General features: G+C 61.5%; 25 protein-coding genes. 12 read left to right on the forward strand and 13 right to left on the reverse strand.

All coding sequences use genetic code 11. The features are described from left to right. Positions 1–105 precede the first annotated feature (105 nt). From ACS4NR_RS07955 to ACS4NR_RS07980, 6 genes are all read right to left on the reverse strand, one after another. Positions 106–879, reverse strand: coding sequence for an enoyl-CoA hydratase (locus ACS4NR_RS07955; RefSeq protein ID WP_095135878.1), 774 nt, complete (start codon positions 877–879; stop codon positions 106–108). A 133-nt stretch (positions 880–1,012) separates the two neighbouring features. Next, on the reverse strand, positions 1,013–2,140 hold the full coding sequence (locus ACS4NR_RS07960) for an acyl-CoA dehydrogenase (RefSeq protein WP_100848378.1): 1,128 nt from the start codon (positions 2,138–2,140) through the stop codon (positions 1,013–1,015). A 145-nt stretch (positions 2,141–2,285) separates the two neighbouring features. After that, the gene (locus ACS4NR_RS07965) at positions 2,286–3,479 is read right to left on the reverse strand and encodes an acetyl-CoA C-acyltransferase (protein WP_456019627.1); all 1,194 of its coding nucleotides are present in this window, start codon (positions 3,477–3,479) and stop codon (positions 2,286–2,288) included. Positions 3,480–3,491: 12 nt separating this feature from the next. Beyond that, positions 3,492–4,253: an SDR family NAD(P)-dependent oxidoreductase gene (locus ACS4NR_RS07970; protein ID WP_096796067.1), complete on the reverse strand. Its 762-nt coding sequence runs from the start codon at positions 4,251–4,253 to the stop codon at positions 3,492–3,494. Between the two features lie 15 nt (positions 4,254–4,268). Continuing rightward, entirely contained in the window at positions 4,269–5,933 is a 1,665-nt protein-coding gene (locus ACS4NR_RS07975) for an AMP-binding protein (RefSeq protein ID WP_456019628.1), read from the reverse strand. 365 nt (positions 5,934–6,298) lie between these two features. Next, a complete protein-coding gene (locus ACS4NR_RS07980; protein ID WP_456019629.1) occupies positions 6,299–7,315 on the reverse strand; it encodes an AraC family transcriptional regulator in 1,017 nt (338 codons plus the stop codon). A gap of 294 nt (positions 7,316–7,609) precedes the next feature. Between ACS4NR_RS07980 and efeU the strand changes: the two genes are divergently transcribed. Genes efeU through efeO (ACS4NR_RS08000) form a run of 4 tightly spaced genes read left to right on the forward strand, consistent with a single transcriptional unit; the run spans position 7,610 to position 11,838 of the window. After that, the gene (gene efeU / locus ACS4NR_RS07985; RefSeq protein ID WP_456019630.1) at positions 7,610–8,464 is read left to right on the forward strand and encodes an iron uptake transporter permease EfeU; all 855 of its coding nucleotides are present in this window, start codon (positions 7,610–7,612) and stop codon (positions 8,462–8,464) included. 8 nt (positions 8,465–8,472) lie between these two features. After that, the gene (efeO, locus tag ACS4NR_RS07990; RefSeq protein ID WP_456019632.1) at positions 8,473–9,672 is read left to right on the forward strand and encodes an iron uptake system protein EfeO; all 1,200 of its coding nucleotides are present in this window, start codon (positions 8,473–8,475) and stop codon (positions 9,670–9,672) included. 17 nt (positions 9,673–9,689) lie between these two features. Continuing rightward, positions 9,690–10,988: an iron uptake transporter deferrochelatase/peroxidase subunit gene (efeB, locus tag ACS4NR_RS07995; protein WP_456019633.1), complete on the forward strand. Its 1,299-nt coding sequence runs from the start codon at positions 9,690–9,692 to the stop codon at positions 10,986–10,988. Between the two features lie 25 nt (positions 10,989–11,013). Continuing rightward, positions 11,014–11,838: an iron uptake system protein EfeO gene (gene efeO, locus ACS4NR_RS08000; RefSeq protein WP_095135896.1), complete on the forward strand. Its 825-nt coding sequence runs from the start codon at positions 11,014–11,016 to the stop codon at positions 11,836–11,838. Positions 11,839–11,961: 123 nt separating this feature from the next. Here efeO (ACS4NR_RS08000) and pssA read toward each other — a convergent pair whose 3' ends face one another. After that, positions 11,962–13,305, reverse strand: a complete 1,344-nt coding sequence (pssA, locus tag ACS4NR_RS08005) for a CDP-diacylglycerol--serine O-phosphatidyltransferase (RefSeq protein WP_103367196.1) — start codon at positions 13,303–13,305, stop codon at positions 11,962–11,964. A gap of 216 nt (positions 13,306–13,521) precedes the next feature. Here pssA and ACS4NR_RS08010 point away from each other — a divergent pair, with 216 nt between their 5' ends. After that, on the forward strand, positions 13,522–14,085 hold the full coding sequence (locus tag ACS4NR_RS08010) for a TetR/AcrR family transcriptional regulator (protein ID WP_047602358.1): 564 nt from the start codon (positions 13,522–13,524) through the stop codon (positions 14,083–14,085). A 56-nt stretch (positions 14,086–14,141) separates the two neighbouring features. After that, a complete protein-coding gene (locus ACS4NR_RS08015; protein ID WP_253151916.1) occupies positions 14,142–14,621 on the forward strand; it encodes a nuclear transport factor 2 family protein in 480 nt (159 codons plus the stop codon). 123 nt (positions 14,622–14,744) lie between these two features. Here ACS4NR_RS08015 and sfnG read toward each other — a convergent pair whose 3' ends face one another. Next, positions 14,745–15,827 (reverse strand): dimethylsulfone monooxygenase SfnG, encoded by a 1,083-nt coding sequence (gene sfnG / locus ACS4NR_RS08020; RefSeq protein ID WP_456019635.1) that lies wholly within the window; start codon positions 15,825–15,827, stop codon positions 14,745–14,747. A 333-nt stretch (positions 15,828–16,160) separates the two neighbouring features. Here sfnG and ACS4NR_RS08025 point away from each other — a divergent pair, with 333 nt between their 5' ends. Continuing rightward, positions 16,161–16,940 carry a TSUP family transporter gene (locus ACS4NR_RS08025; RefSeq protein ID WP_007951261.1) on the forward strand — a complete coding sequence of 260 codons (780 nt, stop codon included), beginning with the start codon at positions 16,161–16,163 and terminating at the stop codon, positions 16,938–16,940. Here the strand turns inward: ACS4NR_RS08025 and nudC are convergent. The 3 genes from nudC to ACS4NR_RS08040 form a co-directional block, all read right to left on the reverse strand. After that, entirely contained in the window at positions 16,908–17,738 is an 831-nt protein-coding gene (gene nudC / locus ACS4NR_RS08030) for an NAD(+) diphosphatase (RefSeq protein WP_115984600.1), read from the reverse strand. The genes ACS4NR_RS08025 and nudC overlap by 33 nt on opposite strands. Before the next feature lie 6 nt (positions 17,739–17,744). Beyond that, positions 17,745–18,557 (reverse strand): crotonase/enoyl-CoA hydratase family protein, encoded by an 813-nt coding sequence (locus ACS4NR_RS08035; RefSeq protein ID WP_047602349.1) that lies wholly within the window; start codon positions 18,555–18,557, stop codon positions 17,745–17,747. Positions 18,558–18,778: 221 nt separating this feature from the next. After that, entirely contained in the window at positions 18,779–19,552 is a 774-nt protein-coding gene (locus ACS4NR_RS08040) for a class I SAM-dependent methyltransferase (protein WP_456019636.1), read from the reverse strand. 175 nt (positions 19,553–19,727) lie between these two features. Between ACS4NR_RS08040 and ACS4NR_RS08045 the strand changes: the two genes are divergently transcribed. From ACS4NR_RS08045 to pncA, 4 genes are all read left to right on the forward strand, one after another. Next, a complete protein-coding gene (locus ACS4NR_RS08045) occupies positions 19,728–19,877 on the forward strand; it encodes a hypothetical protein (protein WP_443533535.1) in 150 nt (49 codons plus the stop codon). A gap of 63 nt (positions 19,878–19,940) precedes the next feature. Continuing rightward, complete coding sequence (locus tag ACS4NR_RS08050; protein WP_456020374.1) at positions 19,941–20,411, forward strand: sigma-70 family RNA polymerase sigma factor; 471 nt, start codon at positions 19,941–19,943, stop codon at positions 20,409–20,411. Next, positions 20,408–21,166 carry a transcriptional regulator gene (locus ACS4NR_RS08055; protein WP_456019637.1) on the forward strand — a complete coding sequence of 253 codons (759 nt, stop codon included), beginning with the start codon at positions 20,408–20,410 and terminating at the stop codon, positions 21,164–21,166. The genes ACS4NR_RS08050 and ACS4NR_RS08055 overlap by 4 nt, the downstream gene beginning before the upstream one ends. A 49-nt stretch (positions 21,167–21,215) precedes the next feature. Continuing rightward, on the forward strand, positions 21,216–21,842 hold the full coding sequence (pncA, locus tag ACS4NR_RS08060) for a bifunctional nicotinamidase/pyrazinamidase (protein WP_456019638.1): 627 nt from the start codon (positions 21,216–21,218) through the stop codon (positions 21,840–21,842). A gap of 112 nt (positions 21,843–21,954) precedes the next feature. Here pncA and ACS4NR_RS08065 read toward each other — a convergent pair whose 3' ends face one another. Then, complete coding sequence (locus ACS4NR_RS08065; RefSeq protein ID WP_456019639.1) at positions 21,955–23,256, reverse strand: ATP-binding protein; 1,302 nt, start codon at positions 23,254–23,256, stop codon at positions 21,955–21,957. A gap of 4 nt (positions 23,257–23,260) precedes the next feature. Then, positions 23,261–23,962, reverse strand: coding sequence for a response regulator transcription factor (locus tag ACS4NR_RS08070; protein ID WP_047602328.1), 702 nt, complete (start codon positions 23,960–23,962; stop codon positions 23,261–23,263). A 275-nt stretch (positions 23,963–24,237) separates the two neighbouring features. On the opposite strand from ACS4NR_RS08070, the gene ACS4NR_RS08075 reads away from it, so the two are divergent. Further along, on the forward strand, positions 24,238–25,395 hold the full coding sequence (locus tag ACS4NR_RS08075; RefSeq protein ID WP_456019640.1) for an efflux RND transporter periplasmic adaptor subunit: 1,158 nt from the start codon (positions 24,238–24,240) through the stop codon (positions 25,393–25,395). The last annotated feature ends 10 nt before the right edge of the window (positions 25,396–25,405 follow it).

Below are 25,405 nucleotides of genomic sequence, written 5' to 3' on the forward strand. Positions count from 1 at the left end.
GCCAAAAGCTTCGCGAGCAAGCCCGCTCCCACACTGGATCTGTGTCGTACACAAATCCAGTGTGGGAGCGGGCTTGCTCGCGAAGGCGTCAGTCAGCTCAGCGCATTATTTGCCCTGAAACTCCGGTGCACGCTTGGCGACAAACGCCGCCATGCCTTCCTTCTGATCCTGCGTGGCGAACGCCGCATGGAACACTCGGCGCTCGAAGCGCACGCCTTCAGTCAGGTTAACCTCAAAGGCACGGTTGACGCTTTCCTTGATCATCATCGCAATCGGCAGTGATTTGCTGGCGATCACCGCAGCGACCTTCAGCGCCTCGTCGAGCAGTTCATCACTCGGCACGATCCGCGCGACGATGCCGCAGCGCTCAGCCTCCACCGCATCGATCATCCGCCCGCTGAGGCACATTTCCATGGCCTTGGCTTTGCCCACGGCGCGGGTCAGGCGCTGGGTGCCGCCCATGCCCGGGAGCACGCCGAGGTTGATTTCCGGTTGGCCGAATTTGGCGTTGTCGCCGGCCAGAATGAAGTCGCACATCAGCGCCAGTTCGCAGCCGCCGCCAAGGGCGAAGCCGTTGACCGCAGCAATGATCGGCTTACGGCGGTTGGCCACGCGATCACTGTCGCTGAACAGGTCATCCATGTAGATCTGCGGGTAGGTCAGCTCGGCCATTTCCTTGATGTCGGCACCGGCGGCGAAGGCTTTCTTCGAACCGGTAATGACGATGCAGCCGATGTTCACATCAGCCTCCAGCGCATCCAGGGCATGGTTCACTTCGCTGACCAGTTGCGCGTTCAGGGCGTTCAGCGCCTGTGGGCGGTTGAGGGTGATCAGGCCGACGCGGCCATGGTTTTCCAGCAGAATCGTTTCGTAGCTCATACATGACTCCTGAATTTGTACCCTGTAGGAGCTGCCGCAGGTTCGGGCCGCGTTCGGACGATCTTTTGATCTTGTTTTTAACAATCAAAAGCAAAAGATCGCAGCCTGCGGCAGCTCCTACACAGGTTTGGGTTTAAAGGTTTCGTGAGATGACCATGCGCTGAATGTCGCTGGTGCCTTCGTAGATCTGGCAGACGCGCACGTCGCGGTAGATGCGCTCCAGCGGGAAGTCGTTGAGGTAACCGTAACCGCCCAGCGTCTGCAATGCCATCGAGCAAACCTTCTCGGCCATTTCCGAAGCGAACAGTTTCGCCATCGAGGCCTCGACCAGTGCCGGTTGACCGCTGTCACGCAGGGCCGCGGCGTAATGCACCATTTGCCGGGCGACGGCGATCTGCGTGGCCATGTCGGCCAGACGAAACGCCACGGCCTGGTGCTCGATGATCGGCTTGCCAAAGGTATCGCGCTCACGGGCATAGTCGCGGGCCGCTTCGAACGCAGCGCGGGCCATGCCCACCGCTTGCGACGCGATGCCGACCCGCCCGCCTTCGAGGTTGGCCAAGGCGATCTTGTAGCCTTCGCCCTCCTCACCCAAGCGGTTGGCGACCGGTACTTTGACGTCTTCAAACAGAATCTGGCAGGTGTCCGACGCGTGCTGGCCGAGCTTGTCTTCGACCCGCGCGACTTTATAGCCCGGTGAATCGGTCGGCACGATGAACGCGCTAATGCCGCGCTTGCCGGCACTCGGGTCAGTCACCGCAAACACGATCACGATCCCGGCGTTCTGCCCGGAGGTGATGAACTGTTTGCAGCCGTTAAGTACGTAGTGATCACCTTCCAGACGGGCACGGGTTTTCAGGCTGCTGGCGTCGGAACCGGCCTGCGGTTCGGTCAAGGCGAAGGCCCCGAGCATGGCGCCACTGGCCAGCGGTTTGAGGAAGCGTTCGCGCTGGTCGTCGTTGCCGAACTTGAGGATCGGCACGCAGCCCACCGAGTTGTGCACGCTCATGATGGTCGAGCAGGCGCCGTCGCCGGCGGCGATTTCTTCCAGAGCCATGGCGTACGCCAGGTAGCCGGTGTCACAGCCGCCCCACTGCTCCGGCACCAGCATGCCGAAAAAGCCCAGTTCGGCCATTTCGCCGATGGCTTCCTTGGGGAAACGATGCTCGCGATCCCACTCGGCGGCGAACGGTTTCAGCCGCTCCTCGGCGAACTGCCGGGCCATGTCGCGGATCTGGGTTTGGTCTTCGTTGGGAATCATGGTGAATCCTTAAATTCAAGTCGCACCGCCTATACATTGTGGGAGGGGGCTTGCTCCCGAATTGGCCGTGTCAGTCAGATAATTTCTGAATGACACACTGCCTTCGGGAGCAAGCCCCCTCCCACAGGGAGAACGGGTGCTGGCCTCAGTAGACGCATTCCACGGCCATTGCCGTGGCTTCACCGCCGCCGATACAGATCGCCGCGATCCCGCGTTTCAGGTTTTTCTGGCGCAGGGCCGAGAGCAGGGTCACCAGAATCCGCGCGCCCGAGGCGCCGATCGGATGGCCCAGCGCGCAGGCGCCGCCGTGCACGTTGAGCTTGTCGTGAGGGATTTCCAGATGGGTCATCGCCGCCATCGCCACCACGGCGAACGCTTCGTTGATTTCGAACAGATCGACCTCGTTCAACGCCCAACCGGTCTTCTTCACCAGCTTCTTGATCGCGCCAATCGGCGCCACCGGGAACAGGCCAGGAGTGTCGGCAAATGCCGCGTGACCGTGAATCACCGCCAGTGGTTTGAGACCAAGTTTCTGTGCTTGCGACTGGCGCATCAGCACCAGCGCCGCAGCGCCGTCGGAGATCGAGCTGGAGTTGGCCGCAGTCACCGTGCCGCCTTCGCGGAACGCCGGTTTCAGCGAGGCGACCTTGTCCAGTTTGGCTTTCGGCGGCTGCTCGTCGTTGCTGATCAGCACCTGCTCCTTGCCGACGGTCACGGTCAGCGGAACGATCTCGGCCTTGAAGCTGCCGTCCTCGATCGCCTGCTGGGCGCGGGTGGTCGAAGCGATGGCAAAGGCATCCTGGGCTTCGCGGCTGAAGTCGTTGGTTTCGGCGCAGTCTTCGGCGAAGGTGCCCATCAGCCGGCCCTTGTCGTAGGCGTCTTCGAGACCGTCGAGGAACATCGAGTCGAGCACCCGGCCGTGGCCCATGCGGTAGCCGGCGCGGGCACGATCCAGCAGATACGGGGAGTTGGACATGCTTTCCATGCCGCCGGCGATCACCACATCGGCGCTGCCGGCGACCAGCATGTCGTGGGCGAGAATGGTGGTTTCCATGCCCGAGCCGCACATCTTGTTGACCGTGGTGCAGCGCGTCGATTTATCCAGCCCGGCGCCCAAAGCTGCCTGCCGCGCCGGCGCCTGACCGAGGCCGGCGGGCAATACGCAACCGAACAACACCTCATCAACCGCGTCGCTGGCAACTCCGGCGCGCTCAACCGCTGCCTTGATCGCGGCAGCGCCAAGTTGCGGCGCGGTGAGGCTTTTCAGTTCGCCCTGAAAACCGCCCATTGGGGTGCGGACGGCGCTGACAATAACAATCGGATCGTTGGCAATAGTCATGACAAATCCTCCTTACTTGGCGGCCATGCGCAAGGCGCCGTCGAGACGGATCACCTCACCGTTGAGCATGCTGTTTTCGATGATATGCCGAACCAGCGCGGCGTACTCGGCAGGTTTCCCAAGACGCGGCGGGAATGGCACGCCAGCGGCCAGCGACTCGCGCACTTCCGGGGTCATCCCGGCCATCATCGGCGTTTCGAAAATGCCTGGGGCAATGGTCATCACGCGGATGCCGAAGCGCGCCAGTTCACGCGCGGCTGGCAGGGTCAGACTGGCGATCGCGCCTTTAGAGGCGGAATACGCGGCCTGGCCGATCTGGCCGTCGAACGCCGCGACCGAGGCGGTGTTGATGATCACCCCGCGCTCACCGTCGGCATTCGCCTCGCTCTCGGCGATGGCCGCCGCGGCCAGACGCAGCATGTTGAAGCTGCCGATCAGGTTGACGTTGATCACCTGGGCAAAACTCGACAGCGCATGCGGGCCGTTCTTGCCGAGGATCTTTTCGCCACGGACGATACCGGCGCAGTTGACCAGACCGTTGAGGCTGCCAAAGGCTTTGAGCGTGGCCTGCACGGCGGCTTCGGCAGCGGCTTCATTGCTGATGTCGGCGACGACGCTTTGCGCGCCGAGGCGCTGGGCCTGAGCGGCAACGGCTTCGGCGTTCATGTCCACCAGCATCACTTTGGCGCCGGCGTTGACCAGCAATTCAGCGCTGGCCGCACCCAGGCCCGAGGCGCCGCCGGTGACGATAAAAACCTTGTTCTCGATCTGCATGACTGACTTCCTGATTCAAGCTGAAACGTTGTGCGCCACGGCCTCTTGAGCCTTGGCGATTTCCTGGTTGCGCAAGATAAAGCGCTGCAATTTGCCGCTTGGGGTTTTCGGCAATTCGCTGACAAATTCGATTTCACGCGGGTACGAATGCGCGGCCAGACGTTTGCGCACGTGTTGCCGCAACTCCTCGGCCAGCGCCGGTTCGGCGCGGTATTGCGGGTTGAGCACGACGAAGGCTTTGACCAGCTCGGTGCGCTCCGGATCAGGCTTGCCGACCACGGCCGCTTCGACCACCGCCGGGTGCTCGATCAGCGCGCTCTCGACGTCGAACGGGCCGACGCGGTAGCCGGAGGTGGTGATCACGTCATCACTGCGCCCGACGAAGCTGATGCTGCCGTCCGGGTTCCACTCCACGGTGTCGCCGCTGAGGTAGTAGTTGCCGACGAAAGCTTTGGTCGGCACGCCTTCGTAGCCGCCGAACCAGCACATCGGCGACTGGGTGCGGTCGATGGCGAGGATGCCCGGCTGGCCGACACCGAGTTCGTTGTACTGCTCGTCGAGCACCACGATGCGATGGCCCGGCGAGGCGAAACCGGCGGCGCCGAGGTGGATCGGGTGTTCGAGCCCGTGGTGGTTGCACAGGACCATGCCCAGTTCGGTCTGGCCGTAATGGTCGTGAATGACTACGCCGAGGTTGTCGGCGAACCAGCGGATCACTTCCGGGTTAAGCGGCTCGCCAGCGCTGCTGACGATGCGCAGCTTGCCCTTGATCGACTTGGCGAACTCGTTGCCGCCGGCAATCAACAAGCGGTACGCGGTCGGCGAACCGGTGAGGTTGGTGATGGCGTATTTGTTGATCACCCGGCAGGTGCTTTCGAGGGTGAACGGGCCATCGTAAAAGGTGATCGGATGCCCCATCGCCATCGGCCCGGTGACGCCGAAATAGATGCCGTAGGCCCAGCCCGGATCGGCGACGTTCCAGAACGAATCTTCGGGGCGCAGATCCACCGCGTCGCGGGTGTAACTCTGGAACGCGACGATGGCCTTGAGCGGCACCGACAGCGCTTTCGACGGGCCGGTGGTGCCCGAAGTGAACATCAGCAGGAACGGGTCTTCGCCGCTCAGCAGCACCGGCTCGCAGAGATTGGAATAGTTGGCCAGCTCGGCCCAGAAACTGAAATCGCCACGGACGATGCCCTGGCCCTTGGCGCCGCCGACGGTGACGAGGGTCGGGCAATCGCTGACTTCAGCGAGTTTTGGCCGGTTGACCGCGTCGGTGACTACCACTTTGGCGCCGGAACTGTTCAGGCGATGTTCGATGGCCTTGGGGCCAAATGCGGTGAACAACGGCTGATACACCGCGCCGATGCGCCAGGTGGCGAACACGGTGATGAGCAATTCGATGTTGCGTGGCAGCAGGCCGGCGACCTTGTCGCCCTTCTGCACGCCTTGTTCGAGAAGGAAATTGGCGAAACGCGCGGCATGGTCTTGCAGCTCGCTGAAGGTGTACGTGGCGCTGGCGCCGTCGCGGCCCTCCCAGAACAACGCAATGCGCCCCGGCAAGGCGTGGCGGTCGCAACATTCGACGCAGGCGTTGAGCGCCTCCAGCGTGCCGCTGAGCGCAGCGTCCACGGTGTGCTGATAGTTGAACTGTTCGGTGGCAGACAGGTAATCGCGCATTGCCAGAATCCCTCGGTGTTTTTATTAGGCTGGGAACCGTAAACAACACAGGGATAGTCGCGCTGCGGCGCGGAGGCGGCAATGGTCAAAGCCATCAAAGTGGCTGACTGGTTTGGCCAAGGTTCGCGAGATGTACAGGCTGGACTGACGCCTTCGGGAGCAAGCCCCCTCCCACAGGAGATTGCATTTCACAATGAGGGATCAGCCACAAAAACAAGGGAGGCTGCAATCACAGAAGGGATGCATTTCAAATGAAAGGCCACCTGGACAAGCCAGGCAGGCTGAAAATTACAGGAACAATGCATTTCAAATGTGGGAGGGGGCTTGCTCCCGAAGAGGCCTGATCAGGCTACAAACAGTCCGGATCAGACCGCTTCGTTGAGGATCAGCGTGCGGTAATGCCCCGGATTGGACCCCGACCACTTGCGAAACGCCTTGTAGAACGAACTCGCATCGGCAAACCCCAGCCGTGTGGCGATCTCGACGAAGCTGATCGACGGCTCCGCCAGCCAGGTGATTGCCAACTCCTTGCGCACGCTGTCCTTGAGGCCCTGATAGGTCTGCCCTTCCTCGGACAAACGCCGGCGCAGGGTCGAGGCGGACATGCACAGCTGTTGCGCCAGAGCCTCGGTCTCCGGCCACTGTTCGGCAGGTAGCTGGCGTAAATCTTGTTTGATTCGGCTGGCGAGGCTTTCCGGGTCGCGGTACTTGACGAGAATGTTCGCCGGCGCATGGGCCAGAAAGCGTTTCAGCTCTTCGGCCGTACGCTTGATCGGCAGGTCGAGGCAGTCGGCGGCGAAGATCATCCGCGTGCGTGGACGGTCGAAGCGCAGGTTTTCCGAGAACATCACCCGGTAGTCGTCGCAGAAATCCGGCTCGGCGCAGCGCAGCTCGATCGCCAGAATCGGGATCCGCCGCCCCGCCAGCCAGCAGGCGACGCCGTGGACGATCATCCAGTAGGTGAAATAGGTAAACGCCCGACGCGGTTCGGGGTCGTCTTCGAGCAGGACGATTTCCGCCAGGCTCTGCTGATGCGCCAATTGCGCGGGCATTCTTTCCAGCATCAAGGAGAGGAAATTCAGGCCCATGTCCAGGCCGGCGGCCAGGGTCGGTTGCGCCATGGCGCTTCGACAAAGGAACTCAAGGCTGCCGGACTTGAGCTTGCGTGGATCCATGCCGAAGAACTCGTCATCACCGCGCCGGGCCAGCAAGCGCCAGAGTTTCGCGTATTGCGAGGCCGGCACCCGGCCCTCTGCGCCGTGCAGCAAGGCTGAATCGATACCGACCTTGTTCAAGACTTCATCCGTGGCCACGCCCGGGGCACAACTTTGCAGCAGTGCTTCACGCACCAGTTGCACGGCGATGGTGTCTTTTTCCGACATGGAGCGAGGCAGACCTTGTTGTTTTCGAGTGACCGGCATCTTAACGCAGGATGCGAATTCAACACGAATCCCCTGTGGGAGCGGGCTTGCTCGCGAAGGCGATGTGTCAGCAACATCCTTATCGACTGACACGCCGCCTTCGCGAGCAAGCCCGCTCCCACAGTTGGAGATGAGCAAGGCAAAGATAGGTGCCGTTCAGCTGACGTTCAGGTAAATGTCAACCATCCCCATTTGGGAATGAGTGTCATTATGTTACAACTTAGCCACCTATCTAAATCACTTGTGGTTGCCTGAATGCTCGTTCCCTTTCTGATCATGCTGCGCGAAGGCATTGAAGCCGCGCTGATCGTTGGCATCATCGCCAGCTACCTGCAACAGACCGGCCGTGGCCAGTGGATGCCGGCGGTGTGGATCGGTGTGTTTCTTGCCGCTGCGCTGGCGTTGCTGGTCGGCGGCGGTCTGGAGCTGGTCAGCGCCGAATTCCCGCAGAAAGAGCAGGAATTGTTCGAAGGTATTGTCGGACTGGTCGCGGTGGGCATTCTCAGTTCGATGGTGTTCTGGATGCGCAAGGTCGCGCGTTCGATCAAGCATTCGCTGCAGGCCTCGCTGGATCACGCCCTGACCTCGTCAAAGCATCAGGTAATCGCGCTGATCGCCATGGTGTTCTTCGCCGTGGCCCGCGAAGGCCTGGAAACCGTGTTCTTCCTGCTCGCGGTGTTCCAGCAGAGCGAAGGCCCGGGCGCGCCGATCGGTGCCCTGCTCGGTCTGGTGCTGGCGATTGTCGTCGGTTTCCTCATCTACAGCGGCAGCATGCGCCTGAACCTGTCGGCGTTCTTCAAGTGGACCGGGCTGTTCATTCTGGTGGTCGCCGCCGGGATCCTCGCCAACTCGGTCCAAGCCCTGCATGAAGCCGGTGTGTGGAATCACCTGCAGACTGTGCTGTTCGACTTCAGCGCGACGCTGCCGATGGACGGCCCGCTGGGCTCGGTGCTGGCCGGCATGTTCGGTTATCAGGATGCGCCGACCGTCAGCACCCTCGGTGCGTACCTGATCTATCTGGTGCTGGCGCTGGTGATGTTTTTCTACCCCGCCGCGCCGGCCTCCAGCGCTGACGCAGCCGGCAAATCGTCTTCCGTTTCCAGCCAATAAGGGCACCCATGTCAAAGCCTAATACTCCCCAGGCCTCCCCTCCCCGCGCCTTGCGTTGGGCGGTGGCCGGTTCGGTGGTCGTGATGATCGCCGCCGGTGGCCTGTTCTACTACGCCTCGAAAATGGCCGCGGCCAAGCGTCAGCACAACCATGATGAAGTGGTGGTCAACATCAACGCGCACAGCTGCGATCCGAACGAGCTGACGGTTCCCGCTGGCCGCGCCAGTTTCCGCATCGTCAACCGTTCCGACCGGGCGGTGGAGTGGGAAATTCTCGACGGTGTGCTGGTGGTCGAAGAACGTGAAAACATCGCCCCGGGCCTGAGCCAGGTGATCAACGCCAACCTGCAACCCGGCGACTACGCGATCACTTGCGGCCTGCTGAGCAATCCGCGTGGCGTGCTCCACGTAACGCCGACCGCAGCCTCCGACGCTGCCGCCAAGGCCAAGCCGTCGATGGTCGCCTTCGTCGGGCCGCTGTCGGAGTTCCGCGTGTATCTGGCAACTCAGGGCAGCGGACTGATCAAAGCCGTGACCGCGCTGAATCAGGCAATTACCAGCGGCGACCTGGCCCAGGCGCAAGCGCTGTACCTGCCGGCGCGTGCCGCTTACCAGCGTCTGGCGCCTGCCGCGCAACGGCTGGCGGAACTGGACAACAGCATCAATGCCCGCGCCGATTACTTCGAAAAACGCGAGCAGGATCCAGCCTTCGTCGGCTTCCACCGCGTCGAATATGCGCTGTTCCAGCAACGCAGCCTCGACGGCTTGAACCCGGTCGCCGAGCGCCTGCTGGCCGACGTCACCACGCTCAAACAACAACTGCTGGCCCAATCGCTGCCGCCGGAGCAACTGGTGAGCATCGTGGTGCGCAATCTCAACACCCTGGCTGATGTGCGCGCCGCTAGCGGTGAAGAGGAGCGCTACAGCCACGCCGATCTCAATGGCTTCGCCAGCAACCTGGAAACCGCGCACAAAGTGGTCGAGCTGCTGCGGCCGATGCTGAGCAAGTCGGCGCCGGAGCTGCTGCCGAAAATCGACGCGGCGCTGAGTGATTTCGACAGCGTACTGAACAGCTTCAAGGTCAAGGACGGCTACGCCACTTACGACACGGTCAGTGGCGAACAACGCAAACAGATCGCCGACAAGGCCAAGGCACTCGCCGACGCTCTGGATGGCATCGATCCCGCCCTCGGCCTCTCCGGCCTGTAAGCAGAAGACGAATACCGATGAAAGAATTGCAAAACCTCGATCTGCAACGTCGCCGCCTGCTGATGGGCATGGGGGTCGCCGGTGTCGCACTGGCCGGTTCCGCCCTGAGCTGCCCGGCCATGGCGGCGGTCCCGGCGCAAGTCACCGAAGCGCCGAGCAGCGACAAGACCGAAGACCGCCACGACTTCCACGGCGTGCACCAGACCGGCATTGTCACCCCGCGTCCGGCGTCCGGCATGTTCGTGTCGTTCGACGTACTGGCCAGCGATCGCGAAGACCTTGAGCGGCTGTTCCGCACCCTCAACGAGCGCATCGCGTTCCTGATGAAGGGCGGCCCGGTGGCACAGATCGATCCGAAACTGCCGCCGCCGGATTCCGGCATCCTCGGCCCGGTGGTGACCCCGGACAACCTGACCATCACCGTCTCGGTAGGCGAATCGCTGTTCGACGAGCGCTTCGGTCTGGCCGCCGCCAAACCGAAGCGCCTGCAACGCATGGTCGGCTTCCCCAACGATGCGCTGGAGGCCGATTGCTGCCACGGCGACTTGAGCCTGCAGTTCTGCTCGAACACCGCCGACACCAACATTCACGCCCTGCGCGACATCGTCAAGAACCTGCCAGACCTGCTGCTGGTGCGCTGGAAACAGGAAGGCAGCGTGCCGCCGCAAGCTCCGGCGAAACCGGGTGTACCGGCGCAATCGGCGCGCAACTTCCTCGGTTTCCGTGACGGCTCGGCCAACCCCGATTCCAACGACGCCAAGGCAATGGACAAGATCGTCTGGGTGCAACCGGGCAGCGATGAACCGGCCTGGGCGACCCACGGCAGCTATCAAGCGGTGCGGATCATCCGCAACTTTGTCGAGCGCTGGGATCGTACGCCGTTGCAGGAACAGGAAAGCATCATCGGCAGGGTCAAGACCACTGGCGCGCCGATGGGCGCGCAGCATGAGACCGAAGTCCCGGATTACAGCAAAGACCCGGAAGGCAAACTGACCAAGCTCGACGCGCACATTCGCCTGGCCAACCCGCGCACCGCCGCGAGCCAGGCCAACCTGATTCTGCGCCGGCCGTTCAACTACTCCAACGGCGTGAACAAGAACGGCCAGCTCGACATGGGCCTGCTGTTCATCTGCTACCAGGCCGATCTGGAAAAAGGCTTCATCACCGTGCAGACCCGGCTCAACGGCGAGCCGCTTGAGGAGTACCTCAAACCGGTCGGCGGCGGCTACTTCTTCACCCTTCCGGGTGTCACCGGCGACAAGGATTTCATCGGTCGCTCGCTGCTCAACGCCACCCAACCCAAAACCGCTGCCTAACCATAAAAAACCTCGGAGCCGCTCCATGAAAAAGTCGCCACTCGCGTTACTGCTGACCCTCGGTTTGCTCAACACCCCGCTTTCCGCGTTCGCCGCGACGGCGCCGCTGGATCTGGTCGGCCCGGTGTCTGACTACAAGATCTACGTCACCGAGCAACTGGATGAACTGGGCAGCCACACCCAACAATTCACTGATGCGGTGAAGAAAGGTGATCTGGCCACTGCGCAAAAGCTCTACGCCCCGACCCGCGTCTACTACGAGTCGATCGAGCCGATTGCCGAGCTGTTCAGTGACCTCGATGCGTCCATCGACTCCCGCGTCGACGACCACGAAAAAGGTGTGAAGGCTGAAGACTTCACCGGTTTCCATCGCATCGAATACTCGCTGTTCTCGGAGAAAAGCACCGAAGGCCTGACGGCGCTGGCGGACAAGCTGGACAGCGATGTGAAAGACCTGCAGACCCGCGTCGCCGGCCTGACCTTCCCGCCGGAGAAAGTCGTCGGTGGCGCTGCCGCGCTACTGGAAGAAGTGGCCGCGACCAAGATCTCCGGTGAAGAAGACCGTTACAGCCACACCGACCTGTACGACTTCCAGGGCAACATCGACGGCGCGAAGAAAATCGTCGACCTGTTCCGTCCGCAGATCGAGAAGCAGGACAAGGCGTTCGTTGCCAAAGTCGACAAGAACTTCGCCACCGTGGACAAGATCCTCGCCAAGTACCAGACCAAGGACGGTGGTTTCGAGACGTATGACAAGGTGAAGGATAACGACCGCAAGGCGCTGGTTGGCCCGGTCAACACTTTGGCTGAAGATCTTTCCACGTTGCGTGGCAAGCTCGGTCTGAACTGATTGATGTAGAGGCCTTAAGTGCCCCATCGCGAGCAGGCTCACTCCTACAGTTGGAATGCATTCCCCTGTAGGAGTGAGCCTGCTCGCGATAGCGGTTTTAACCGCACCGAATAATCTGAAGGTTTACAAAATCCTGTAGAGCAACCGCTCGATCCGCACCCGACTCACGCGCTTGAGAAACTTCGCCACCCCCGCCGGATACTCCGGCAAGGTTTCCAGGTTCTGGAAGCTGGCAATCCGCGTGGTGTTGCGGAAGATCTCTTGCTGCTCCTTCGCCCGTGGCTCAAGCCACTCGCCTTGCGGATCATCGATCAGCAGCGCGTTTTCCAGGTCGAGGCGGAACGCCCGCGGATTGAGGTTGTTGCCGGTCAGCAGCGTATAGCGCTGGTCGACCCACATGCCCTTGAGGTGATAGCTGTTGTCGCCGTCACGCCACAGGTGCAGGTTCAACTGGCCGCTGTCGATGTTGCGCTGATGGCGCTTGGCAAAACGCCGCAGGCTGATTTCGTACAGATACGGCAACGCCGCAATCACCTTGAACGGCTCGCTCGGCGGAATGTAGAAATCGTTGGCGGTCTTGTCGCCGACCACGATGTCGATCTTCACCCCACGGGCCAGCGCGCGATTGATCTCGCGGATGATCGGCAGCGGCAGATTGAAGTACGGCGTACAGATGGTCAGCTGCTGTTGCGCACTGGCGATCAGCTCGACAATCACCCGGTTCAACGGATTGTTTTTGCCCACGCCCAGCAACGGACTCACCGACAGGCCGCTGTGCGCCGTGCTGCCGGCGCTGGTGTCGTACGCCGCATATTTGAGACGGCTGCGCAGATCGCCGATGTCGTTGCGCAGGCTGCGGGTGGTCGGCAGATTCGGCAGGTCGAGGCGATGTACAGCCTTGGACTCGATCAGGCCATGCTTGACCAGATGATGCATCGAGTCGGCCAGTTCGCGGCTGTGCAGCACGTGATAACGGTCGAATCGGTACTTGTCGAACTTGTGCAGGTAGACGTTGTTCAGGCTTGCACCGCTGTAAACCACGCAATCGTCGATCACGAAGCCTTTCAGATGCAGGACGCCGAACAGTTCGCGGGTCTGCACCGGCACGCCGTAGACCGGCACTTCGCTCTGGTGCGTGCGAGTCATTTCCTGGTACCACGCCGAGTTGCCCGGCTGTTTGCCGGCACCGATCAGCCCACGCTGGGCGCGCAGCCAGTCAACCACCACGACGATCTCCAGCTCCGGGCGCTTGAGCTTGGCGGCGTGCAAGGCATCAAGGATTTCCTGACCGGCCTCGTCATGCTGCAGATACAGCGCAACGATATAGATGCGCCGGGTCGCCTCGGCGATTTTCTCCAGTAGGCAACGACGGAACTCGGCGGCGCCGGACAGAATGGTCACGGCCTCGGGAGTCAGCGGAAAGCTGCGCAGTTTGGGCAGCAAAGAGCGTTTGAAAAGCAACGGCATAGGGCTCGCAATGGGTCGAATCCGAAGAACCCGAGAGCTTACACCATCAACCGGTTCGGGTCTTGTTACTGTCTGTAATGCCCCCTTCGCGAGCAAGCTCGCTCCCACATTCGAATGCATTCCCCTGTGGGAGCGAGCTTGCTCGCGAAAGCGGTATGGCAGACACAAAAAAATAACCGCTTGACCAAGGAGAACGATCGTTCTACTGTTAGCCCCATGAACGAAATCACTGACACCTCGACCCGCGACATCATTCTGGATGTCACCGAAAAGTTGATCTACAAAAGTGGCATCGCGGCCACCGGCATGGATCTTCTGGTGAAAACCGCCGGCGTCTCCAGAAAAAGCATTTACCGCTACTTCGCCAACAAGGAGGAGCTGACCGTCGCCGCCCTGCAACGCCGCGATGTGCGCTGGATGCACTGGTACCGCAGCGCCGTCGATCAGGCCGAAACCCCGGCCGACCGCCTGCTCAACCTGTTTACCGTACTCAAGGGCTGGTTCGCCTCGGAAGGCTTCCGCGGCTGTGCCTTTATCAATACCAGTGGCGAGACCGGCGATCCTGAAGACCCGGTGCGCCAGGTCGCCAAAGACCACAAACAGAAACTGCTCGACTACCTGTGCGAGCTGTGCACCGAACATGGCACCGAGGACCCGCAACGTCTGGCCAGACAGTTGCTGATCCTGATTGACGGCGCCATTACCGTAGCGCTTGTGATGGGTGATCACAGTGCCGCTGATAATGCGCAATGCATGGCGCGTAAGTTATTGGACCTGTAACGCCTTAAATAAGCCTCAACCGTTGTTTAATCGTTAATTAGATCGGGAGACTGACAATGTCGACTGCTGCCCAAGTGCGTCCACCGCTACCGCCATTCAATCGTGAATCGGCTATCGAAAAAGTACGTCTGGCCGAAGATGGCTGGAATTCCCGCGATCCCGAGAAGGTGTCGCTGGCTTACACCCTGGATACGAAATGGCGCAACCGCGCCGAGTTCGCCAACAACCGCGAAGAAGCCAAGGCCTTCCTGACCCGTAAATGGGACAAGGAACTTGATTACCGCCTGATCAAGGAACTCTGGGCCTATTCGGACACGCGCATCGCCGTGCGCTACGCCTATGAATGGCGTGACGATTCGGGTAACTGGTTTCGTTCCTACGGCAATGAAAACTGGGAATTCGACGAGCATGGGCTGATGTTCCAGCGCTATGCCTGCATCAACGACATGCCGATCAAGGAAAGCGAGCGCAAGTTCCACTGGCCGTTGGGTCGGCGTCCGGATGATCATCCGGGGCTCTCCGATCTCGGTCTGTAAGCTCACATAGTTCCAATTGTAGGAGTGAGCCTGCTCGCGATAGCGGTGTGTCAGTCAACCTAAATATTGAATGTTCATACGCAATCGCGAGCAGGCTCACTCCTACAGGAGATTTGTTGGTGGTCAGGCTACTGCGGCAGTCCTTTCAGCCTCCAGTTCCCGCACCAGCGGCAACACCCGCTTGCCGAAATACTCCACCTCCTCCTGAAAGTGCAGAAACCCCGCCAACACCAGATCCACCCCCACCGCTTTCAACGCCACAATCCGCTCGGCAATCTGCTGTGGCGTGCCGATCAGGTTGGTCTTGAAGCCATCGTTGTATTGCACCAGATCCTCGAAAGTGGATTTCGCCCAGTTGCCCTCACCTTCCGGCGACGCCCTGCCCGCTTGCTTCGCCGCATCGCCAAACGCGTTCACCGCCTCAGGGTCGGCCTGGTCGATGATCTGCGCCAGTACAGCGCGGGCCTCTTCTTCGGTGTCGCGGGCGATGACGAAGGCGTTGACGCCGATCTTCACCGAATGCTTGTTCGCCGCCGCTTTGGCGCGAATGTCATCAACTTGCGCCTTGATTCCTTCGACGCTGTTGCCGTTGGTGAAATACCAGTCGGAGACTCGCGCCGCCATGTCTCGTGCCGCGCGGGAACTGCCGCCCTGAAAGATTTCCGGGCGGCCCAGCGGTTTCGGTTTGAGGCTGTAATTGTCGAAGCGGTAGAAGTCGCCGCGAAAGCTGAAGTTGTCCTGACTCCAGATCCCGCGCAGCGAGCGGATGAATTCTTCGGAGCGCCGGTAGCGCTCGTCGTGCTCCAGCCAATGTTCGCCGATGGCCTGGAATTCGCCCTTGAACCAGCCGCTGACGATGTTCACGGCGATCCGGCCGTTGGTGAGTTGATCGATGGTCGCCAGTTGCTTGGCTGCCAGCGCCGGCTGCCATGGTCCCGGCAGAATCGCCGCGATCACCTTGAGCTTGGTGGTAGCCGCCAGTAGCGCATGACTGAACGCCACCGATTCATGCTGAAACTCGGCGCCGTAACCGGCGGTAAAGCGGATCTGCGTCAGGGCGTACTCGAACCCGGCCGCTTCGGCGAGTTGCGCGAGTTTGCGGTTGTAGTCGATGCCCCAATCGGTGCGCTGCTCGATCTTGCTGACCACCAGGCCGCCACTGACGTTCGGCACCCAGTAGGCGAATTTCACGGCTTGCTTGCTCATTGGCGTGTCCTCGGGACATTGGGAAGGTCAATGGGACAGAGCAGCAAGCGTGCCAGGGCTCAGGCACCCGGTTTTATTGGGCTTGAGACTGATGGAGTTGCATTGTTGGAGGGTGATTTGTTGTCGAGGTGTTGGGTGGGCAACAGTTGGGTTTTGAGTTGAAAGGGCTGACCCCATCGCGAGCAGGCTCACTCCTACAGGGGGAACGCATTTCAAATGTAGGAGTGAGCCTGCTCGCGATGAAGCTTTACGGGTCGCCGCAACACCTGGAAATGAGTAACATGTCAGCCCTTCCCCGCAGCCCCTCTGCGCCCTGCCGAATAAGCCGATTCCATGCCTTTCGAACTCAGCGTTGACCTCACCACCCTGGCCGTTCTGGCCCTTGTCGCTTTCATTGCCGGTTTCATCGACGCCATTGCTGGCGGCGGCGGTCTGTTGACCACCCCGGCGCTGCTCACTGCCGGCCTGCCACCGCACCTGGTGCTGGGCACCAACAAACTGAGTTCGACCTTCGGCTCGGCCACCGCCAGTTTCACTTTCTACCGACGCAAACTGTTCCACCCTCGACAGTGGATGCACGCGATCGTCGGCACCCTGGTCGGTGCGCTCACTGGTGCTGTCGTCGCGCACTACCTGCCGGCGGAATGGCTGAACAAGATGCTGCCGGTGATCGTCTTCGCCTGTGGCCTGTATCTGTTGTTCGGCGGCACGCCAAAAGCGCCGCTGGACAGCGATGCCCCGATCAAGAAGAAATGGCAATCGACCCAAGGCTTCAGCCTCGGTTTCTACGACGGCGTGGCCGGCCCCGGCACGGGCGCGTTCTGGACCGTCAGCAGCCTGCTGCTCTACCCGATCGACCTGGTCAAGGCCAGCGGCGTGGCGCGCAGCATGAACTTCGTCAGCAACATTGCGGCACTGTCGGTGTTCGTGTTTTCCGGGCAAGTGGACTGGATCATCGGCCTGAGCATGGGCCTGTCGGTGATGGTCGGCGCGTTCTTCGGGGCGCGCACCGCAATCAGCGGCGGCGCCAAGTTCATTCGTCCGGTGTTCATCACCGTGGTATTGGGCTTGACTGTGCGGCTAGCCTGGCAACACTGGTTCAGCGTGGCCTAAACGGCGCGCCACGTAGACGTCGATCAGGTAACGGGCAATCGATTTTGACGCCGGCAACGGCGGCAGATCGTGCACGTTGAACCATTGGGCGTCTTCGATCTCGTCTTCCTGACAGACGATCTCGCCCCCGGCATATTCGGCATGGAAGCCGAGCATCATCGAATGCGGGAACGGCCAGCACTGGCTGCCCATGTACTGGATGTTCTTCACCTCAATGCTGACTTCCTCGCGCACCTCGCGAATCAGGCAGTCCTCCGCCGATTCGCCCGGCTCGGCGAACCCGGCCAGCGTGCTGTAGACCCCGGTGACGAAACGCGGTGAGCGCGCCAGCAAAATTTCGTCTCCGCGGGTGATCAGCACGATCATGCTCGGCGAAATCCGCGGGTAACTGCGCAGGTCGCACGGCTGGCAATACATCGCTCGCTCGCGCGGCACCTGCGTCATCGCCTGCCCACAGTTGCCGCAAAAGCGATGTTCACGCGCCCAGGTGCCGATCTGCGCGGCATACCCGAGCACTTTGTAGACGGTGTGATCGCCATCGAGCATGAACGCCCGCAGGCCTTTCCAGTTGCAGCCCGGCACGTCACTGGAACTGCGCAGCTCCAGCAGATACACCGGCTCGCCATCGAGATGGCCGATGCCGTGTTCGGCGAGGACTGACAGGTCCTGACGCTTGAGCCATTCCCGCGGGAACAGCGCGCCGTTGTCATCGAACAGAAAGCCTTCGGGGCTGCGCGCCACGGCCCAGCCGCCGGGTTGATCGGTGTCCAGTACTGCAGTGGTCCAGCGAGCTGTCATGGTTTCTCAATCCAGAAATTCGGGTTTCTGTTTACTCATATGGGCGGCCATGGCCACGCGCAAGTCGGTGGATTGCAACATGGCGGCGTTCCAGGTGGCAACGTATTCGAGGCCGTCGTCGATGCGATGGTCGCGCATGTAGCTGATCATTTCCTTGGTGCCGGTGACCGCAATTGGCGATTTGCTGGCAATGTCGCGAGCAATGTCCATCACGCCTTCGAGCAGCAGATCCTTGTCAGCGTAAACGCGATTGACCAGGCCGATGCTGCGGGCTTCTTCTGCGCCGAAAGTGCGCCCGGTGTAAGCCAGTTCACGCAGCATGCCGTCACCGATGATCCGTGGCAACCGTTGCAAAGTGCCAACATCGGCGGCCATGCCGATATCGATTTCCTTGATCGAGAATTGCGCATCTTCGGCGGCGTAGCGCATGTCGCAGGCGGCGATCAGATCGATGGCGCCGCCCAGGCAATAGCCTTGAATCGCCGCCAGCACCGGTTTGCGGCAGTTGTCGACGGCATTGAACGAGGCTTGCAGGGTGAGAATCTTGCGCCGCAGCAGGCGCGCGTTACGGCCGACGTCCTTGCCCAGTTCGTTGGCGACGCCGGCGAGCATCATCAGGTCGATGCCGGAGGAAAAGTGTTTGCCGTTGCCGCTCAGCACCACCACCCGCACTTCATCAGTGTCATCGATCCACTGGAAAATCTCGACGATCTCGCTCCAGAACGCGGCGTTCATCGAGTTGATCTTTTCCGGGCGATTGATCTGCACATGAGCGATGTTGTCGGCCAGTTCGACGCTGAAGGCGGTGTATTGAGTCATGGCAGTGATCCTTTACCGGGCAGAAAATGAGGCCCGAACTATAACAAGGCATGACGATGGCGGTTCGGCCAAATGCGGGACTGCTTCGAGAAATGGGGTGTCAGGGCTGGCCTCTTCGCGAGCAAGCCCGCTCCCACATTGATGTTCAGTGAACTCAGTTTCTGCATTCACCACCGATCCTTGTGGGAGCGAGCCTGCTCGCGAAGGGCTGTACCGCCGATCTAACTGACCTTCACCGCCACATACGCCGCTGTCACATAAGGCACCGTCAGCTCATGCCGCCCACGCAACGCCGGTTCCGAGACAATCAGCGCGCGAATCTGCTCATCAACGTTGTCGCGCTGCGCCTGCGGCAATGCTGCAAGGAAACTGGTGGAGCGCACCCGATTGAAAATCACGTCCTCGGGCGAGCCGGTGTGTCCGTGATGAAACTGCTGCAACTGCAGCGCCCCGAACGCCGGATGCGGAAACGCTTCGCGCCATTGACCGGTGTAGTAACGCGGCGTGTCCCCCTCCAGCGCGTTGACGATTGCGTCGAGTTTCGGCACCCAGCTGACCTGCGTATCGCGCAGGTTCCAGATCAGGCCAAGCTTGCCGCCGGGCTTGAGTACCCGGGCAATTTCGCTCAAGGATTCTGCGGTAGCAAACCAGTGAAACGCCTGGGCGCAGACCACCACGTCCACCGACGCGTCGGGCAATGGCAGATCGGTCGCGGTACCGCTCACAGCCAGTACATCGGGCCAGGCAGCGGAGAGTTTTTCCAGCATCTGCGCCACCGGTTCCACAGCGATCACCTGCGCGTCGGTCGCCACCAGCCGTCCGGTGAACTTGCCGGTACCGGCGCCCAGATCGATGACAGTCTTGTGACTGTCCAGACCCAGCGTCTGCGTCAGCCACTGACTGACCTGCGGCGGATAATCGGGGCGACCTTTGACGTAGGTATCGGCGGCAGTCTTGTAGCCGGCAGCAGCGGAGTGATGGACCTGATCTTTCATGGCAGTTCCTCATGTGTCAGCGCGGCAGCATGGCAAGGCGCTGGATGGACGGCTGGCATTGCTGAGCATAACGCCGGCATTTGCGCGCTCCTTGAACAGAGCCTGACAAAACAATGAATCAAATGCCGTACGGTGTTGTTCAAAGTGAAACATAACCCTCTGTGGAACCTTGCCCATGACTATCCGTTCCGTTATGTTCGCCGCCCCGTGGCCGCTGGTGACCGCGCTGTCTGCGTCGATGGCGTTTGCCAACGGTGACGAAAGCACCGCCTGCAAGGAATACCAGGACCTGGCTGAAGCCATCAACGATTCATCGAAAACCTGACATAGATAAAGGAACGCCATCATCGTCAGCGATCAGGCATTCAGAGCGGAACTCGGACAGCATCTGGCGCGGCTGTGGCGCTACGGCTTGCTGCTGTCGCGCAATCGGCACGTGGCCGAGGATCTGGTGCAGGCCACGTGTGTGCGGGCGCTGGAACGTGCCGGCCAATATGTGGCCGGCACGCGCATGGATCGCTGGCTGCTGAGCATCCTGCATTCGATCTGGCTCAACGAAGTGCGCGTGCGTCGGGTGCGTCACGGTGCGGGACAGGTCGATGCCGACGGGCAACTGGCCTTCGCGCAGACTCATGTGCTGGCGGCGCAGGTGATCCGCCGGGTCGATGCGTTGCCGGAAACCCAGCGCGAAACCGTGTACCTGGCGTATGTCGAAGGCTTGTCCTACCGCGAGGTCGCCGAGATCCTGCAAGTGCCGATCGGCACGGTAATGAGCCGTCTGGCCACCGCGCGCCTGAAACTGGCTGAATACCCGCCGCTGCAAGCCGTGCCGCAAACCACCGGAGGTGACCGCTCATGAACAAGGCCTCCGACGAACAACTGACGGCTTACCTCGATAACGAGCTGGACCCGGCGTATCGCAGCCAGCTCGACAGCGCGATTGCCGACGACCCGTTGCTCAGCCTGCGCGTGCAATGGCTTGATCGCAGCAGCCTGCCGTACAAGGAAGCCTATGACGAACTGGCGCAACAGGCACCGCTGGAACGTTTGCAGGCGCGCCTTGATGCCATTCCCGCCTCCCAGCAGCCAGGCCTGAGCCGGCGCTGGTTCATCGGTGCCGCCGCCGCGAGTCTGCTGGCGGGCGGTGTGTTGGCCGATCGCCTGTTTCTCGCCTGGCAAACCCGGCAAACACATAACTGGCGTGCGCTGGTGGGCGACTACATGGCGCTGTATGTGTCGCACACCCTCGATCACCTGCCGAGCGACGAAGCCAGCCAGCGCGCGCAACTGCGTGCGGTGGATGCACGCTTGGGGCTGAATCTGTCGCCGGCGCTGGTGAGGTTGCCGGGCGCCGAACTCAAGCGTGCACAAATGCTCGAGTACGACGGCGTGCCGATTGCACAACTGACCTATCTCGATGCGAAACACGGGCCGCTGGCCTTGTGCGTGACCCGCTCCAACAGCGGCAGCCGGCCATTGGCGCACGAACGCCGACACGAGATGAACGTGGTGTACTGGACCGAAGGTGAACATGCCTGGATGCTGATCGGCCACAACCCGGCGCCGGCGCTGGAAGACCTGGCAAAACACCTGGTCGACAAGCTGGGCGCGTGAGTGCCGCTCCACTATGCTGAGCGGGTGATTATCCAAGGAGGAAGCCCCGATGCAGATTTCACCCCGCACCGCCCTGCTGGTCATTGACGTGCAGAACGACTTCATCCCCGGCGGCCAGTTGGCCGTGCCCGAAGGCGATCAGATCGTGCCGCTGATCAATCGCCTCGGTAGCCTGTTCAAACAGGTGGTGATTGCCCAGGACTGGCACCCGAGCGGCCACGCGTCCTTCGCCTCAAGCCACCCCGGACGCCAGCCTTACGAGGTGATTCAGTTGCCCTACGGCGAGCAGGTACTCTGGCCGGAGCATTGTGTGCAAGGCACATCCGGTGCCGAGTTTCACCCCGGGCTGGATCTGCCGCACGCGCAGCTGATCATCCGCAAGGGCTGCAATCCGGACATCGACAGCTATTCGGCATTTCTCGAAGCAGACCGGCACACCACCACCGGTCTGGCCGGTTATCTGAAGGAGCGCGGTATCGACACGGTGTACATGGTCGGTCTGGCGCTGGACTTCTGTGTGATGTTCTCGGCGCTGGATGCGCGGGCGGCGGGGTTCAATGCGTTCGTGGTGCTGGACGCCTGTCGTGCCATTGACAGGGATGGATCACTGGCAGCGGCGATGGAGCGGATGCAGACGGCCGGGGTTGGCTTGATTCAGTCGAACCAACTCATCTGACCAACACATATCCCTGTGGGAGCGGGCTTGCTCGCGAAGGCAGAGTGTCAGTCGACATAAGTTAATCTGACAGACCGCCTTCGCGAGCAAGCCCGCTCCCACAGGTTTCGGGTCAAGTCATGTCAGGCAACCACAACCTGAACCGCGCCCCACCCAACGGCGAACTTTCCACCGTCAGCGTCCCGCCCTGCGCCTCCAGCGCCCGGCGGCTTATCGCCAGGCCCAGACCAAAGCCGCCGGTGGCGCGGTCGCGGCTGCGATCAAGGCGATAGAACGGTTCGAAAATCCGCTCCCGCTCGTCATCCGGGATGCCAATGCCATCGTCGTCGACCCAGATCTCGCAACCATCGGGGCTGACCTGCACACCAATCTGAATACGTTTTTCGCAATAGCGCATGGCATTGCGCAGCAGGTTCTGAATCGCCCGGGCGGTCAGGCGCGGATCCAGCGTGAAGCGTTCGAGCTGACCGTGCAGCAGCACGTCGATGACGATGTCCGGTGAGTCCAGCTCTTCATCGACACTGCCCAGAATGCTGTCGATGAACTCATCCAGCGAAACCTCGACCTGCTCCGGCAACTGCGCCGGGTTCTGCAAACGGCTGTAAGACAGCAGTTCCAGCACCAGCTCATCCAGTTCCCGAATGTGTGCGACCAGCCCTTGCAGGCGCTCGCGACTGGTCACCGGCAAGTCATCGGACAGCGCCAGGGCCAGACCGAAGTCCAGCCGGGTCAGCGGCGTGCGCAATTCGTGGGACACCGCATTGAGCAGGTCGCGCTGCTGATTGAGCAGATCCTCGATGTCGCCGGCCATGGTGTCGAACACGTTAGCCAGACTACCGATGTTGGAACTGGCCGGAATCTGTGTGCGCTCGTTCAGATGCCCCTTGCCGAAGCGTTCGGCGGCGCCCTTGAGGCGCTCCAGATCGCGCCAGTGCGGACGAATCCACAGCAGCAGGCAGGCGAGCATGCTCGCGCCGATCAGCACGTTGATGCTCCAGTACAACAAATTGACGTCCAGCGGATCCGGCGGCACCACCATTTGCACAGCAACGTCATCGTTCAGTGGGGTGACCGCCAAGGTGCGCCACCCCCAATCGCCGATACGCACCACGTTTTCCCCGGCGCGCAAACGCGCCTGCTCGGCGGCGGTGAACCCGGCGTCGTCGATGCGCGCCAGGACGATGTGCAGCGGCTGGAAATCCTTGTCCATCGACTGCGCCAACGCTGGCCACTGCTCCTGCGGCACCGCGCGAAACTGTCGGGTGATCAGCGATTGCAGGCCGCGCGAGTAGTCGAGGTTGTAGGTGATGAAGCGCTCGCGGAATGCCATGACCACCAGATCCGGCACCAGATAGATCGCCGCGCTGTAGGAGACGATCGTCACCAGATACAGACGAAAGAGGATTCTGAACATCAGCTCAGCATTCCCATTCGGAACGGCTGAACAGGTAACCCTTGCCCCACACGGTCTTGATCTTGCGCGCCTCGCCGGCGTGGTCATCGAACTTGCGCCGCAGCTTGGAAATCGCCACATCCACCGAACGATCAGTGCCGTTGAACTCGATGCCGCGCAGGCGTTGCAGGATCTGGTCGCGGCTCAGCACTTCCCCGGCATGCCGGGCCAGCACCACCAGCAAATTGTATTCGCCGCTGGACAGCTCCACCGGTTGCTCGCGCCAGGTCACGGTGCGCTCGGACAAGTCGATGCACAGATTGCCCATGACGATGCGGTCATTGACCGTCATCGGTTCACCGAGGCTGCTGCGCCGCAACAAAGTACGCACCCGGGCCAGCAGAACCCGTGGCTCGCACGGTTTGGTGACGTAATCGTCGGCGCCCATTTCCAGTCCGAGTACCTGATCGTGACTGTCGTCGCGGGCGGTCAGCATCAGGATCGGCAGCGTCGCCGAATCCGCCCGCAGCAAGCGGCAGACCTGCAAGCCATCGAGGCCGGGCAGCATCAGGTCGAGGATCACCAGATCCGGCGGATTGATCCGCGCCCGTTCACGCACATGGTCGCCACGCCCGATCACGCAGACGGAATAGCCGTTGCGCTCCAGGTAGCTGGAAATCAGTTCGGCGAGGGCGGTGTCGTCTTCGACCAGGAGGATGTTGGGCATGGGGTGTTCCAGGAAAGTGCTGTGGCGACTGTTTGGGCCTCATCGCGAGCAGGCTCACTCCTACAAGGTTCGTGTCTGGCACAGTTCCAATGTAGGAGTGAGCCTGCTCGCGATGGCGGTTTATCTGTCGCAATAAATTTCAAGGCGTAAAGGATATACGCCCTCACCCGTCCCTGAGTAAAACCCTTACACAATTTCACACAGCGCCTACAAAGCTTCACCGCTACCCTCGGCGTCTGGCCTTAGGATGCGGGCTTCAATATTGGGGGTGGTACATGTCGAAAAATCTGCTGGCCGGGCTCGGCCTGATCGCCGTTGCGCTGTTGCTGAGCGCCTGTGATTCGTCCTCGAAGGCCGAAGAAGAAGCGCCGCCAGCCACCGTGCGCATCGAGACCATCGAGGCCCGCCCCCTGTCGATCAGCAGCGAACTGAGCGGGCGTATCGCCGCGCCACGCATCGCCGAAGTGCGTGCCCGTGTGGCCGGCGTGGTGCTGCAACGGACCTTCCGTGAAGGCAGCGACGTGAAAAAGGGCGACGTGCTGTTTCGCATCGACCCGGCGCCGTTCAAGGCTGACCTGGACAGCGCCGAAGCCGCGCTGCGCAAGGCCGAGGCCAATGCCTTCCAGGCCAGGCTGCAGGAGCAACGCTACGCTCAGTTGATCGACGACAAGGCCATCAGCGCTCAGGATTACGACAACGCCCGCGCCAATGCCCGGCAAACCGCCGCCGACGTGGCAGCCAATAAAGCTGCGGTAGAACGGGCGAAGCTGAACCTCGGCTACGCCACCGTCACCGCGCCGATTTCCGGGCGTGTCGGTCGTGCTCTGGTCACCGAAGGTGCACTGGTCGGGCAGAATGAAACCACGCCGCTGGCGCTGATCCAGCAGCTCAACCCGATCTACGCCGACCTCACCCAGTCGACCCGTGAGCTCAATGAGCTGCGCCGTGCGTTCCGTTCCGGGCAGTTGCAGGAAGTCGGTCAGGATCAGGTCAAGGCCACGCTGATTCAGGATGACGGCAGTCTCTACCCGTTACCGGGCAAGTTGCTGTTCAGCGACATCACGGTCGACCCGGGTACCGGCCAGATCATTTTGCGCAGCGAGTTCCCCAATCCTGACCTCGACCTGCTGCCGGGCAGCTTCATCCGCGTACGTCTGCAACAAGCCACCGTACAGAACGGCATCACCGTTCCGCAACGTGCGGTGCAGCGTGACAGCGCGGGTATCGCCCAAGTGCTGACTGTCGACGAGCAAATGCGCGTGGCCCAGCAGCCAGTGCAGCTGGGTGCGGTGCAGAGCGATCGCTGGATCGTCAGCGATGGCCTCAAGCCCGGCGACCGCATTGTCATTGAAGGCCTGCAGCACGCCCGTCCCGGCGAAAAAGTGCAGATCGACGACACCCCTCTTCCACTTGCCCAGACCTCTGGTCAGTAAGCAGGACGCT

This window comes from Pseudomonas sp. JQ36, from assembly GCF_053851495.1.